This window comes from Vibrio atlanticus (assembly GCF_024347315.1).
GTDB classification, from domain to species: domain Bacteria; phylum Pseudomonadota; class Gammaproteobacteria; order Enterobacterales; family Vibrionaceae; genus Vibrio; species Vibrio atlanticus.
On sequence record NZ_AP025460.1, the window covers coordinates 1,240,553 to 1,254,308 of the forward strand.

11 protein-coding genes are annotated in these 13,756 nt (G+C 43.2%); 7 read left to right on the forward strand and 4 right to left on the reverse strand.

The window, feature by feature from the left end:
- Positions 1 to 525 precede the first annotated feature (525 nt).
- On the forward strand, positions 526 to 846 hold the full coding sequence (gene clpS / locus OCV30_RS05690; protein WP_009846337.1) for an ATP-dependent Clp protease adapter ClpS: 321 nt from the start codon (positions 526 to 528) through the stop codon (positions 844 to 846).
- A 39-nt stretch (positions 847 to 885) separates the two neighbouring features.
- Positions 886 to 3,159 carry an ATP-dependent Clp protease ATP-binding subunit ClpA gene (clpA, locus tag OCV30_RS05695; protein ID WP_012603605.1) on the forward strand — a complete coding sequence of 758 codons (2,274 nt, stop codon included), beginning with the start codon at positions 886 to 888 and terminating at the stop codon, positions 3,157 to 3,159.
- A 231-nt stretch (positions 3,160 to 3,390) separates the two neighbouring features.
- On the opposite strand, the gene infA is transcribed toward clpA, so the two are convergent.
- From infA to aat, 3 genes are all read right to left on the reverse strand, one after another.
- Positions 3,391 to 3,609 carry a translation initiation factor IF-1 gene (infA, locus tag OCV30_RS05700; RefSeq protein WP_001040192.1) on the reverse strand — a complete coding sequence of 73 codons (219 nt, stop codon included), beginning with the start codon at positions 3,607 to 3,609 and terminating at the stop codon, positions 3,391 to 3,393.
- A gap of 81 nt (positions 3,610 to 3,690) precedes the next feature.
- Positions 3,691 to 4,389 carry an arginyltransferase gene (locus OCV30_RS05705; protein ID WP_029223169.1) on the reverse strand — a complete coding sequence of 233 codons (699 nt, stop codon included), beginning with the start codon at positions 4,387 to 4,389 and terminating at the stop codon, positions 3,691 to 3,693.
- A complete protein-coding gene (gene aat, locus OCV30_RS05710; protein WP_065678758.1) occupies positions 4,389 to 5,099 on the reverse strand; it encodes a leucyl/phenylalanyl-tRNA--protein transferase in 711 nt (236 codons plus the stop codon). Before aat ends, OCV30_RS05705 begins: the two co-directional genes overlap by 1 nt.
- A gap of 53 nt (positions 5,100 to 5,152) precedes the next feature.
- Between aat and OCV30_RS05715 the strand changes: the two genes are divergently transcribed.
- Positions 5,153 to 5,608, forward strand: coding sequence for an outer membrane lipoprotein (locus OCV30_RS05715; RefSeq protein WP_009846343.1), 456 nt, complete (start codon positions 5,153 to 5,155; stop codon positions 5,606 to 5,608).
- A 162-nt stretch (positions 5,609 to 5,770) separates the two neighbouring features.
- Positions 5,771 to 7,051 (forward strand): 3-phosphoshikimate 1-carboxyvinyltransferase, encoded by a 1,281-nt coding sequence (gene aroA, locus OCV30_RS05720; RefSeq protein WP_017097711.1) that lies wholly within the window; start codon positions 5,771 to 5,773, stop codon positions 7,049 to 7,051.
- Positions 7,052 to 7,129: 78 nt separating this feature from the next.
- Here the strand turns inward: aroA and OCV30_RS05725 are convergent, their stop codons facing one another.
- Entirely contained in the window at positions 7,130 to 7,375 is a 246-nt protein-coding gene (locus tag OCV30_RS05725) for a YciN family protein (protein WP_009846345.1), read from the reverse strand.
- A 439-nt stretch (positions 7,376 to 7,814) separates the two neighbouring features.
- On the opposite strand from OCV30_RS05725, the gene topA reads away from it, so the two are divergent.
- The 3 genes from topA (at position 7,815) to glgA (ending at position 13,671) form a co-directional block, all read left to right on the forward strand.
- Positions 7,815 to 10,445, forward strand: a complete 2,631-nt coding sequence (gene topA, locus OCV30_RS05730) for a type I DNA topoisomerase (RefSeq protein ID WP_012603610.1) — start codon at positions 7,815 to 7,817, stop codon at positions 10,443 to 10,445.
- A gap of 564 nt (positions 10,446 to 11,009) precedes the next feature.
- Positions 11,010 to 12,227, forward strand: coding sequence for a glucose-1-phosphate adenylyltransferase (gene glgC, locus OCV30_RS05735; RefSeq protein WP_009846347.1), 1,218 nt, complete (start codon positions 11,010 to 11,012; stop codon positions 12,225 to 12,227).
- Positions 12,217 to 13,671 (forward strand): glycogen synthase GlgA, encoded by a 1,455-nt coding sequence (gene glgA, locus OCV30_RS05740; RefSeq protein ID WP_065678757.1) that lies wholly within the window; start codon positions 12,217 to 12,219, stop codon positions 13,669 to 13,671. The genes glgC and glgA overlap by 11 nt, the downstream gene beginning before the upstream one ends.
- Positions 13,672 to 13,756: the final 85 nt, after the last annotated feature.

Below are 13,756 nucleotides of genomic sequence, written 5' to 3' on the forward strand. Positions count from 1 at the left end.
ATATTATTCCTATCAACTAAACAATTTCAGCTGATAGCTTGAATCTCATACATTGCTTACGGAAATTAACGCTACCCTGCGTAATTATTCCTTATTATAAATTTTTAACGCTTATTACTAGGTTTAGAATCGTGTTACGAAGTTGTATCAGAAAAACCTTTTAGCTCCAATGTAGCTAATGATTGAGTACAGTCAATAGCAAATTGGTATAAAAATGATCAATTTTAATAACAAATCACATTCGAGATTGGCTGCATACTATTAACTAAATAGTAACTTAACGACGATCTTATCGTCACCATCAATAGTTGTGGTGTCTTTTTAATCAATCACATATGTTAATCCTGTTAATCGAGATCTTTTATTTGCAGCGATGGAAATGGTGGATTAGGCTCAGTATAGAGGAATATTTTTTGGTACTGTTTCTTGGTGCAGTTTCTTAGTACACCGTAATGCGTGAATGTGGTAAATTTGAGTTAACTAAACATTCACGACTTCCGAAAAATAACCCTTAGCAAAGCTAATATGAGCAGAAACTTTGAATGGGCATCTCCAGGCTCAGATTTACTGGAGAAAGAGAGAACGAAAGTAAAGCCACCGGCAATGTATAACGTTGTATTACATAACGATGACTACACGCCCATGGACTTTGTAATCGAGATCCTAGAGCGATTTTTCTCACTAGATATCGAAAAAGCAACGGAAGTGATGCTCAAGGTTCATTATGAAGGTAAAGCTATTTGCGGCACATACAGTGCTGAAATAGCGGAAACAAAGGTAGCGCAGGTAACGATGTACTCAAAGGAAAATGAGCATCCGCTACTATGTACAATGGAGCAAGTGTAAATTGCTCGAACAACACTGTTGTTCCCTTAGGAGGTACTTATGCTAAATAAAGAATTAGAGACGAGTTTAAATGGCGCATTTTCTCGTGCGCGAGACAAGCGACATGAATTCATGACTGTCGAACACCTCCTACTAGCATTATTAGAAAATGATGCGGCCAAGGAAGCGCTCCAAGCTTGTCAGGCTGATCTCGATGCTCTTCGCAATGAGCTCGATATTTTTATCGACCAAACGACCCCACTCATCCCTGAAAGCGACGAGACTCGTGAAACCCAGCCCACGCTGAGCTTTCAACGAGTACTTCAGCGCGCTGTTTTTCATGTTCAATCTTCAGGTCGCAGCGAAGTAACAGGTGCAAATGTACTTGTGGCTATTTTTAGTGAGCAAGAATCTCACGCGGCGTATCTTCTTAAGAAAAACGACATCAGCCGCTTAGACATAGTGAATTTTATTTCACACGGTATTACCAAAGGCAGCAATGAAGGCGATAGCGGTTCATCTCCTGATTCATTTGGTGGTGCAGAGAATGCCGAAGAAGCTAACTCAGAAGATCGTCTAGAAAATTTTGCGACCAACCTTAACGAAGTAGCGAAGCAAGGTAATATTGACCCACTAATCGGTCGTGACAAAGAGCTAGAACGTACCGTTCAAGTTCTGTGTCGTCGTCGTAAGAATAACCCTCTATTAGTGGGAGAGGCGGGTGTGGGTAAAACTGCTATCGCTGAAGGTCTTGCATGGCGCATCGTTGAAGGCCAAGTCCCTGAAATTATTCAGAGCAGTGTGATTTACTCTTTGGATATTGGTTCATTGCTTGCGGGAACGAAATATCGTGGTGACTTTGAGAAGCGCTTTAAAGCGATTCTGAAGCAACTCGAGAAAGAAGAAGACGCTATCCTGTTCATCGATGAGATCCATACCATTATTGGTGCGGGTGCAGCATCGGGTGGTCAGGTGGATGCGGCAAACCTAATTAAACCGCTATTAAGCAGCGGTAAATTACGTTGTATTGGCTCAACCACTTACCAAGAGTACAGCAGTATTTTTGAGAAGGAGCGTGCTTTATCTCGTCGCTTCCAGAAAATTGATATTGTTGAACCATCGCTAGATGATACAACCAAAATTCTGATTGGCTTGAAGCCAAAATACGAAGCTCACCACGAAGTACGTTACACCAACAAAGCGTTACGTGCCGCTGTGGAGTTGTCTGCTAAGTATATTAATGAACGTCACCTTCCAGATAAGGCGATTGACGTTATCGATGAAGCGGGTGCTCGTAGTCGTTTGGCGCCAGCAAGTCGTCGTAAGAAAACGGTAAGCGTGGCTGATATTGAGTCAATGGTTGCGAAAATGGCGCGTATTCCTGAGAAGTCAGTATCGTCTTCAGACAAAGATACGCTGCAGAAACTGGATGACCGCATGAAAATGTTGGTATTCGGACAAGACCCAGCGATCGATGTATTGAGCGAAGCGATCAAGCTAACTCGTGCAGGGTTGGGAGCAGACAATAAACCTGTTGGTTCATTCTTGTTTGCTGGCCCTACTGGTGTCGGTAAAACAGAGGTGACTGTTCAACTGTCTAAATTGATGGGTATTGAGCTTCTGCGCTTTGATATGTCTGAGTACGGTGAGCGTCACTCGGTAAGCCGCTTGATCGGTGCGCCTCCTGGTTATGTTGGTTATGATCAAGGTGGTCTGCTAACCGATGCTGTTATCAAGAACCCACACTCTGTTGTGCTACTTGATGAGATCGAGAAGGCACACCCAGATATCTTTAACTTGTTATTACAGGTGATGGACAACGGTACGCTAACCGACAACAACGGTCGCAAAGCAGATTTCCGCAATGTGATCCTAGTGATGACGACCAACGCTGGTGTTGCAGAAACCGAGAAGAAATCGATCGGTTTGATCCAACAAGATCATGCGCCAGACGCAATGAGTGAAATCAAGAAGGTATTTACTCCTGAGTTCCGTAACCGTCTTGATAATATCATCTGGTTCAACAGCCTTGATCCAAGTGTGATCAGTCAAGTTGTTGATAAGTTCATTGTTGAGCTTCAGGTCCAACTGGACGCTCGTGGTGTATCTTTAGAGGTTTCTGAGGATGCTCGTCATTGGTTAGCCGAAAGAGGCTATGACAAGACCATGGGCGCTCGTCCGATGGGACGTGTGATTCAAGAGAAGCTTAAAAAGCCTCTTGCTAATGAGTTGCTGTTCGGAAGTTTGGTTGACGGCGGTACGGTTAAAGTATCTCTGAAAAAAGACGAACTGGATTTCATCTATGTTGGTGCGAAAGAAGAGGTTATGCATTAGGCATACTCCTTAAACACTAACGGCTTATAAAGAGCACTGAGTACAGTTAATCACGATATTAAACGCATGACTTCGGTTGTGCGTTTTTTTATGCTTGCTAGATGCTAGATGCTAGATGCTAGATGCTAGATGCTAGATGCGAGGTTGGTGTTGTTGGAGTGGTAAAAAGTTCAGGCGATAAAAAACGGAGCCTTGAGGGCTCCGCTTCTTATCGTATTCGGTAATTAAAAATTAACGAGCACGGAAGACGATGCGGCCTTTAGAAAGGTCGTATGGAGTCATCTCAACAGTTACTTTATCACCAGTAAGAATACGGATGTAGTTCTTACGCATTTTACCAGAGATGTGTGCTGTCACTACGTGACCGTTTTCAAGCTCAACACGGAACATTGTGTTTGGTAGAGTATCAAGGACAGTGCCTTGCATCTCGATTACGTCTTCTTTAGCCATCTAATCCTCTTTCGAAATTTGGCGGTTTTCAACGGCTTGATTGTGCCGTTAAAATCAAAATATGTAAAGTTGTCGCGTATTCTACCCTTGCCACCGCTGATTTACTAGCCTTTGATGACGTTGAAATCGTACTTTATAGTTCATCGCAGGGCATTCATCGATTTGATAACCCAAATATAACCATTGTTTTTGTTCTTTCTGGGCATGTTGGATCTGGAATAGAACGCCAAGAGTTCCCATGGAAATGTCGATATCAGGGTCGAAGAAGGTATAAAACGCGCTCGTACAGTGAGACATGATGTCTGTAACGGCAATGCCGACTAACTGCCCCTCATCATAGATGTGCATGAACTTTGTAGCAAGCCATTCATTTTTAGAGAAATGCAGAAACTCTTCTTTCTTCGGTGGATACATGGTTCCCGAACGGTGGCGAGCGGTTATATAGCGGCTATACAAGTCAAACCAGTTGTCATCCATTTCATCTTTCAGCTCCCAACGCAGCGCTTTGGCCTTGTTGAGTATTCGTCGTTGGCTCTTGGAAAACTTGACCTCGGGAATCGACAGTCGAATCGCTTGGCACGATGAGCAATTATCGCAATGTGGTTTATAAATGGTTGTTCCACTGCGGCGAAATCCATTCGCAAGCAGAACTTCATAGTTATCTGCGGTGTGCATGTGTTCATCAAGCGTGACTGCCACTCTTTCTTCGAGATGGGGTAAGTAACTGCAAGCGTGATTGTCTGTTAATCCAATTCTGATTTGTTGTAAATCTGGATTCATTAAGGCATTTCCTTTAGCCATTGTTTTTTAAAACATGCATCGTTAACGGACGTTTCTTTGAGTAATCGAAGAGAACTCAGGAATTCATCCCTATCAACCTCGATAGCGCCCAAGGATTCCAAGTGTGGGTTCATGACTTGGCAATCAATGAGTTGTCCGCCGAATTGTGTAAAGTGCTCACAAAAGTACCATAGCGCAATTTTAGAGGCATTAGTCTTCAGGCTGAACATCGATTCACCGCAAAAGACTTGGCCTCTTTGTAACCCATAAAGCCCGCCAATTAGCTCGTCACCTTGCCAAACCTCAACTGAGTGGCAGAACCCTAATGAAGCGAGTTCACGGTAGGCTGCTTGCATGTCATTGTTTAACCAAGTTTCCTCTTTGGGTCTCAGTGAAGAGCAATAACCAATTATTCTGTTCGTCGCTTGGTTGATGCTGACACGGTAATTATGCTTTCTTTGAAATTTTTTAAGACTTTTTGATGGTTCGAATGTCTTAGGATTAAATACCGCTCGCGGTGCAGGGCTCCACCAAAGTATAGGCTCTCCTGGGCCATACCATGGAAATATACCTTGGCTATAAGCGTTCAGAATTCGTATCGGTGACAAATCACCACCGAACGCGAGTAGACCGTTGGGTTCATCAAGCGCGTCAAAGGGCGAAGGAAACTCTATACTAGTAGTATCAAGTTCGGTTAGGTATATAGTCATAAGTACCGCATTACAGATTAATCATTGACCAAGAGGTCTTTAGGAGTTTTACCATGAAGAAGTTGCTTTGGATTTTACTTGTTTTGCCCATGTTGGCAAATGCAGCTTACAACAGAAACCAAGCCAGACCAGTGAATGAGGTCGTTTACGGTGAGGTTGATACGGTCAGGTACATTACCCAACAGGAGATCGTAGAGTCGAAAGCGAATGGTTGGGAAACCTTGTTGGGTGCGGCAATTGGTGGTTTGGTTGGTAATCAGTTTGGTGGCGGCACAGGTAAAGAAGTCGCAACGGCGGTTGGTGCTGTAGCGGGGGCGGGGATCGCTCGTAATCGCGGCAATACGCAATATCGGGTGGAATATAAACTCGTTGAATTATTGGTTAAAACCAAGGATGACAATCTGGTTAACATCATTCAAGACGTTGACAATTCGATGTTGTTCAATAGGGGTGATGATGTGCGGATTCTCTATTTTTCAGATGGCGTTCGAGTTGATCTAGTGTACTAGTATGTAAATGTGTTTGGTTGGCTAATTAATCGCCTTTATTGAGGGGATTAGCTCTGGAGTTCGTCGGAAAAGTTCGTTAGTCTGCAAGTACGAAGAATTATTCATCACCCGAAAATAAATACGCGCCAGTGACTTCGGGTGGTACAAGGACTATAAGAACTAATGGAAAGCCTTACGTTACAACCAATTCAGAAAGTGAGCGGGGAAGTTAACCTACCTGGCTCAAAAAGTGTTTCTAATCGTGCGCTTCTTTTGGCTGCACTTTCAACGGGAACAACTCGCCTAACAAACTTACTAGACAGTGATGACATTCGTCATATGTTGAATGCATTAACACAGTTAGGTGTTGATTATCAGTTGTCTGCAGACAAAACAGTTTGTGAAGTGACAGGTGTTGGTGGTGCATTCTCAAGTGACAAAGCCCTAGAGCTTTTCTTAGGTAACGCGGGTACAGCAATGCGTCCATTGGCTGCTGCACTTTGTTTAGGTCGCGGTGAATACGTTCTTACTGGTGAGCCACGTATGAAAGAGCGTCCAATTGGTCACTTAGTGACTGCTCTGCAAGAGGCCGGCGCCAACGTCGAATACTTAGAGAACGAAAATTACCCACCGCTGAAGATCACGGGTACTGGGCTAAAGAGTGGTACAGTTTCTATCGATGGTTCTATCTCTAGTCAATTCTTGACGGCATTTTTGATGGCTGCACCTTTAGCTGAAGGCGAAGTGACCATCAAAATCGAAGGTGAATTGGTTTCTAAGCCTTACATCGATATTACGCTGCATATCATGAAGCAATTTGGTGTGGATGTTATCAACAATGACTACCAAGAATTTGTGATTCCAACTGGGCAATCTTACATAGCACCCGGTGATTTCTTGGTTGAAGGTGATGCATCATCTGCGTCATATTTCCTTGCAGCCGCTGCTATCAAAGGTGGCGAGATTAAAGTGACAGGTATTGGCAAAAACAGTATCCAAGGTGATATCCAATTCGCTGATGCACTTGAGAAAATGGGTGCTGAAATCGAGTGGGGTGATGACTACGTTATCTCTCGTTGTGGTGAGCTAAAAGGCATTGATATGGACTATAACCATATTCCAGATGCGGCGATGACAATTGCGACAACGGCTCTGTTTGCTAAAGGAACAACCGCAATCCGCAATGTTTACAACTGGCGTGTGAAAGAGACGGATCGCTTAGCGGCAATGGCAACAGAGCTACGTAAAGTAGGCGCTGAGGTGGAAGAGGGTGAAGACTACATCATTGTTAACCCTGTGGCTGAACTGACGCACGCGGCGATTGATACTTACGATGATCACCGCATGGCGATGTGTTTCTCATTGGTTGCTTTGAGTGACACCCCGGTGACGATCAATGATCCAGGTTGTACATCCAAGACATTCCCTGACTACTTCGATAAGCTGAAAATGCTGAGTCTATAAAAATACTAAGTCTATAAAAATGATAAGTATATAAAGGTCCAGGAACAAAAAAGCTTGCCTAGATGGCAAGCTTTTTAATTATTGCTGAATTGTAAATTCTTTCGAAAGGTGATGCGCCAAGTACTTAAACATGTTAAATACCGCGGTTGTATTTTCTGTTGGCATTCCATTGTTGTCTAAGAAGTATTCACCTTTGAAAATGAGTACATCGTCTTTTTCTACTACGCTGTTTGCGCGCATGCCTTCAATGTAGTCATCATGTGATTGGATAATTTGGTTTGCGATAAGCAGTAAATCAAATTCTGCTATTACTTTCTTTGTCATGAGTTTATCTCTGATAACTGAATATAACGTTGAGTTTATGGTGTCGAACTAGAAATTCAATGATTTCACAACCGATTAAGAGAGTCTTTTCAAACATCCACAATTTATTTTGTGATTTATGACAAAAATAATTGAATGGGGCTCGCGTTAGATTCGCCGACAAGCTTAGTATGAGCGCGTTTAGACGTAATGCCTGATGAATAGGCTCTTGCAAGTATTCTTAGTGAGTACTTTATAGCTTCTTTATATTGTGACTCTTTTCTCTATGAGTCGTCGAATTGTCGAGCGATCAGATCCAATTTTGAAAAAAGCGGTTGATCTTCTAGTAATCTCGCACAATAGTAAAAAAAGAAGCAATGAATTTAGAATATCATGCGTAAAAGCCCACAAGTAAAATTGTTGGTGGTGAAGCATCGTGATTAAGGACGTTAGAGTCAATATGGGTAAATCGCTCGTTATAGTGGAGTCGCCAGCCAAGGCTAAAACTATCAATAAATATCTTGGCAAAGACTTTGTCGTTAAGTCGAGTGTAGGTCACGTTCGTGATTTACCAACGGCGGGTCAAAGTACAGGTCAAAAGGCTGCTGCAGTTTCAACCAAGGGTATGAGCCCAGAAGATAAAGCTCGTATCAAGAAAGAAAAAGATCGCAAAGCGCTTATTAAAAAGATGGGTATCAACCCTTATCAAGAGTGGGAAGCGAATTACCAAATCTTACCGGGCAAAGAAAAAGTCGTTGCTGAATTGCAAAAACTGGCTGAGAACGCAGACCATGTTTATCTCGCAACCGATTTGGACCGCGAAGGAGAAGCTATCGCATGGCACCTTCGTGAGATCATCGGTGGTGATGAAACGCGATACAAACGAGTGGTTTTTAACGAAATCACTAAAAATGCTATTCAGCAAGCTTTCGAAACTCCAGGCGAGCTAAATATCGACGGCGTAAACGCACAACAAGCACGACGTTTTATGGACCGTGTTGTTGGCTTTATGGTGTCACCACTGCTTTGGAAAAAAGTAGCACGAGGCCTATCCGCTGGCCGTGTTCAATCTGTAGCTGTAAAACTACTGGTTGAACGTGAGCGCGAGATCAACGCTTTTATCCCTGAAGAGTTCTGGGATGTGCATGCTGATACCAAAACGGCAGAGAAAACAGATTTCAGACTGCAAGTCGCTCAAAAAGACGGTGTTGCGTTTAAACCTGATAATGAAGCGCAAACACAAGCTGCAGTAAGCGTTTTAGAAAAAGCGCAATACGAAGTATGTAAACGTGAAGACCGCCCAACTAAGAGTAAGCCGTCTGCACCTTACATCACGTCGACTCTGCAACAAGCGGCGAGCACACGTCTTGGTTACGGCGTAAAGAAAACCATGATGTTGGCTCAACGTTTGTATGAAGCGGGTTACATCACTTATATGCGTACTGACTCAACTAACTTGAGTTCAGAAGCTGTAGAAGCCGCTCGTGAATATATTGGTTCTGAGTTTGGCGCACAATACCTTCCACCGAAGGCGCTTGTATACGGCAGCAAAGAGGGCGCACAAGAGGCTCACGAAGCGATTCGTCCTTCAAGTGTAGATGTTAAGTCTGAAGACCTAAACGGCGTAGACGCAGACGCACACAAGCTTTACTCGCTGATTTGGAATCAATTTGTTGCATGTCAAATGACACCTGCGCAGTACGATTCAACGACGGTAAGCGTTAAAGCGGATGAGTACACGTTAAAAGCGAAAGGTCGTATTCTTAAATTTGATGGTTGGACTCGCGTTCAACGTCCAATGGGTAAAAATGAAGATACGATTCTTCCTGCTGTACAGGTTGGTGAAAAGCTAGACCTAATCGCATTAGACCCTAAACAGCACTTCACTAAGCCGCCAGCCCGTTTTACTGAAGCGGCGCTAGTTAAAGAGCTTGAGAAGCGTGGTATTGGTCGTCCTTCAACGTACGCATCAATCATCTCTACGATTCAAGACCGTGGTTATGTAAAAGTTGAACAGCGTCGTTTCTATGCTGAGAAGATGGGTGAAATTGTTACTGACCGTCTAGATGGCAGTTTCAATGACCTAATGAACTATGACTTTACGGCTCGTATGGAGCAGAAGTTAGACCAAATTGCAGAAGGCGAAGCAAGCTGGAAAGGCGTGCTAGATAACTTCTTCGAAGACTTTACAGGCGATTTGGAAAAAGCCGATTTAGATGAAGACGCTGGTGGCATGAAGCCAAATCATATCGTTGAAACCGATATTGAGTGTCCAACTTGTAGTCGTAAAATGGGTATTCGTACAGCTTCGACTGGCGTATTCCTAGGTTGTTCTGGTTATGCACTTCCACCAAAAGAGCGCTGTAAGACAACCATTAACCTTGGCGATGAAGACGGTATTATCAACGTTCTTGAAGAAGACGTTGAAACCGCAGCACTTCGAGCGAAAAAGCGTTGTCCGATTTGTGAAACGGCAATGGATGCTTATCTGATCGATGATAAGCGTAAGATGCATGTGTGTGGTAACAACCCTAACTGTGAAGGTTATGTGGTTGAACACGGCGAATTCAAAGTGAAAGGCTATGATGGTCCGCTTGTTGAGTGTGACAAATGTAGTTCTGACATGGTTTTGAAGAATGGTCGTTTCGGTAAATACATGGACTGTACGAGTGAAGATTGTAAGAACACTCGGAAGATTCTGAAGAATGGCGAAGTAGCGCCACCTAAAGAAGACCCAGTGCATTTCCCTGAACTCCCATGTGAAAATTCAGATGCATACTTCGTACTTCGTGACGGGGCTTCTGGTTTGTTTATGGCCGCGAGTAATTTCCCTAAATCACGTGAAACACGTGCACCATTAGTGGAAGAGCTGGTTCGTTTTAAAGACCGTATTTCACCTAAATTCCAGTATCTGGCATCAGCACCGGTTGCTGATCCTGATGGCAAGCCGACAGTCGTTCGTTTTAGTCGTAAGACAAAAGAAAACTACGTTCGTACCGAAGTGGACGGTAAACCTTCAGGTTGGACCGCTTTGTACATCGACGGTAAGTGGGAAGTTACGGATAAGCGTAAAAAGCCTAAAGAGAAGTAACTGAATGTGTGACCCGATCTGATATGGGTTGGCATTTTATTGATGAAAAAGCAGCCATTAGGCTGCTTTTTTTTGATCTAAATATGACTAATTATGCTGTCTCTCGATCGTCGGCCTTACCTGTGTCTATTTGTTAAATTCAGGTCATGAAATAAATGAAATGGATAATAATCTTTAATTATGCAACTTTAACGTGATTGTAACTTAATTAAAATATTGTAAGTCACAGATCAGGTTTTAGTTGTATACCTGATGTGTTCTGGGTGTTAACTTAATGTTTCATAAAAACGGTGTAATGTGAGCTGCTTTAAGTCTTAGGAAAGCAATCGGCTTACATAACACAGAATGGCGTATTAAAAATTGAAATCGGCCGGAAAGTCGATAACGTATATAAAACCAAGTGCAAACAATAGTGCACACTTAACAACGTTTGGCTTAGGATATTTTCACTGCATGTGAATGGATATTCGTTAAGTACCGAAATAAGTGTTGGTGCTCATCCCCCAGAGGAAGATACCTCTTAGAGCACTAACATCGACAAGCTATAAATATATGGAGAATAAAATGGCTGGTGTATTGGGAATGATTCTTGCTGGTGGTGAAGGCTCTCGCTTAAGACCTTTAACTGAATCTCGCAGCAAACCCTCGGTTCCTTTCGGTGGTAGTTACCGCTTAATTGATTTCGCTCTGAATAACTTCGTTAATGCTGATCTAATGAAGATCTACGTATTAACACAGTTTAAGTCACAATCACTGTTCCATCACATGAAAAAAGGTTGGAATATCAGTGGTATAACCGACCGTTTTATCGACCCAATCCCTGCGCAAATGCGTACAGGTAAGCGTTGGTATGAAGGTACTGCAGATGCTATTTATCAAAACCTTCGCTTCATGCAGTTGGAAGAACCTGATCAAGTTTGTATTTTTGGATCAGATCATATTTACAAAATGGACATTAAGCAGATGCTTGATTTCCATAAAGAGAAGAAAGCGGCTTTAACCGTTTCTGCATTGCGTATGCCGCTTGCTGAAGCATCTGAATTCGGCGTTATCGAAGTGGATGCTGAAGGCCGTATGATTGGTTTTGAAGAGAAACCGGCTAACCCGAAACCAATTCCAGGTGACCCGGAGTCTGCGCTTGTGTCTATGGGTAACTACGTATTTGAAGCTAACGAGTTGTTCGCAGAACTTGTTGAAGATGCAGATAAAGAAGACTCGACACATGATTTCGGAAAAGACATCATTCCAAACATGGTTCCGCGTGGTGATGTGTTTGTTTATGACTTCAGTACTAACCGTATTACTGGTGAGAAAGAAGAAGTTTATTGGCGCGATGTAGGTACGATTGACGCGTACTGGCAAGCTCATATGGATCTTCTTGAGAAAGATGCGCCATTCTCGCTATACAACCGCAAGTGGCCACTACATACGTACTATCCGCCACTACCGCCGGCTACGTTTACTGATTCGGCAAACGGCCGTGTTCAGATCATCGATAGCTTAGTGTGTAACGGCAGCTACGTACGTGGTTCTCGCATTGAGAAGTGTGTATTGGGTTTCCGCAGTAATATCGCATCAGCGTGTGATATTAGTGAGAGTATCTTACTCGGTGATGTGAAAGTGGGTGAAGGTTGCGTACTTCGTCGTGTCATCGTCGATAAAGATGCAGATATCGCACCTGGAACACAGATTGGCGTAAATCTGAAAGAAGATAAAAAGCATTACCATGTCTCTGACGATGGTGTAGTAGTTATTTCCAAAGGAGCTCGAGTTGGTTACTAAGACTCTCTCGGTACTTTTTGTAGCGTCTGAAGTTGAAGGCTTGATTAAAAGTGGTGGCTTGGCTGATGTAGCCAAGGCACTGCCAAAAGCGTTACAAACACTCGAACAAGATGTTCGAGTGACCATCCCTGCTTATAGAAACATTCCAAACATTGATTCAGCTGAAGTGATTTTGTCGACCGAGCTCGATTATTGGCCTCATACTGCTTATCAAGTCAAAAAGTTGAGTGTCGAAGGTGTTCAAATCTTCGCTATTGAATGTGACAAGTATTTTGACCGTCCTGAAATGTACGCAGAGAACAATCAAGCGTATGCTGATAACGGAGAGCGCTTCTCGTTCTTCAGTACGGCTTGTTTGGATATGCTTCCTAAGCTCGCGTTCCAACCTGATATCATTCATGCAAATGACTGGCACACAGGCTTTGTGCCTTTCTTGCTTAAATCACGTTATCAACAACATGATTTCTTTGAAAATACGCGCAGTGTTATCTCGATTCACAATGCAGTTTTCAAAGGGGTGTTCGCATACGATGAACTGCAATGTCTGCCAGAGATGCACAGTTACAATGTGCCTGAAGCATCTGTAAGTGACACACATGTCACCATGCTAAAAGCAGGGGTGATGTGTGCCGATAAGGTCAATGCAGTAAGCCCAACGTATGCAGAAGAGCTGAAAACGGAGTTAGGTAGCCATGGCATGGCAGCAGAGTTCCAACATCGTTCGGCCGACTTATTTGGTATTCTCAACGGTTGTGATTATGGAGCTTGGAACCCGGAAACAGACGCTTTCCTTCCTCGTAAATTCAAAGCAACGAAACACAGCATGACTCGTGGAAAATCTGCTTGTAAGCAAAAACTGCAACAAGATGTTGGTTTACCCGTTACCGATTGTGCGGTTTATGGCATGGTTTGTCGTCTGACCAACCAAAAAGGCGTTCATTACTTACTGCCTATCATCGAGCAGTTCTTGAAAAACGAATTGCAGATCGTGATTGTCGGTACTGGTGATCCGGTTTTGGCGAGTCAATTGAAAGAGTTATCAGCACTTCATTCAGACAAGTTCTCATTCGTAGAAGCCTACAATAATGAACTAGCGCATTTGGTTGAAGCGGGCTCTGATTTTTTCTTGATGCCTTCTGAATTTGAGCCTTGTGGCTTGAACCAAATCTACAGCATGGCTTACGGCACTTTGCCTATTGTGCGCTCTGTTGGTGGTTTAAAGGACAGTGTGAATGATTACGATCAGGATCCCGAGATAGCAACAGGCTTTGCTTTTGAAGAGCCAACACCGCAAGCATTGCTAGCGGTATTGCATCGTTCATTACTACTTTATGCTCAAAATCCATCTGAAATTAAGCGCGTTCAACTTTACGCGATGCAACAAGACTTTAGTTGGGAAGATGCGGCACAAGAATATCTTGCGATGTACCATTCTGCATTTTAACTTGTTGACTTAGCTTTAAAATTCAGTTGTTGAATAACAACCGTTCATAATAAAAGAAGGCGCTCTACTGATAGAGTGCCTTTTT

What these genes read in the sequence shown, in the direction of transcription:
- clpS (WP_009846337.1), top strand. Translation starts at nt 526, where the DNA reads ATGAGCAGAAACTTTGAATGGGCATCTCCAGGCTCAGATTTACTGGAG.
- clpA (WP_012603605.1), top strand. Translation starts at nt 886, where the DNA reads ATGCTAAATAAAGAATTAGAGACGAGTTTAAATGGCGCATTTTCTCGT.
- infA (WP_001040192.1), bottom strand. Translation starts at nt 3,609, where the DNA reads ATGGCTAAAGAAGACGTAATCGAGATGCAAGGCACTGTCCTTGATACT.
- OCV30_RS05705 (WP_029223169.1), bottom strand. Translation starts at nt 4,389, where the DNA reads ATGAATCCAGATTTACAACAAATCAGAATTGGATTAACAGACAATCAC.
- aat (WP_065678758.1), bottom strand. Translation starts at nt 5,099, where the DNA reads ATGACTATATACCTAACCGAACTTGATACTACTAGTATAGAGTTTCCT.
- OCV30_RS05715 (WP_009846343.1), top strand. Translation starts at nt 5,153, where the DNA reads ATGAAGAAGTTGCTTTGGATTTTACTTGTTTTGCCCATGTTGGCAAAT.
- aroA (WP_017097711.1), top strand. Translation starts at nt 5,771, where the DNA reads ATGGAAAGCCTTACGTTACAACCAATTCAGAAAGTGAGCGGGGAAGTT.
- OCV30_RS05725 (WP_009846345.1), bottom strand. Translation starts at nt 7,375, where the DNA reads ATGACAAAGAAAGTAATAGCAGAATTTGATTTACTGCTTATCGCAAAC.
- topA (WP_012603610.1), top strand. Translation starts at nt 7,815, where the DNA reads ATGGGTAAATCGCTCGTTATAGTGGAGTCGCCAGCCAAGGCTAAAACT.
- glgC (WP_009846347.1), top strand. Translation starts at nt 11,010, where the DNA reads ATGGCTGGTGTATTGGGAATGATTCTTGCTGGTGGTGAAGGCTCTCGC.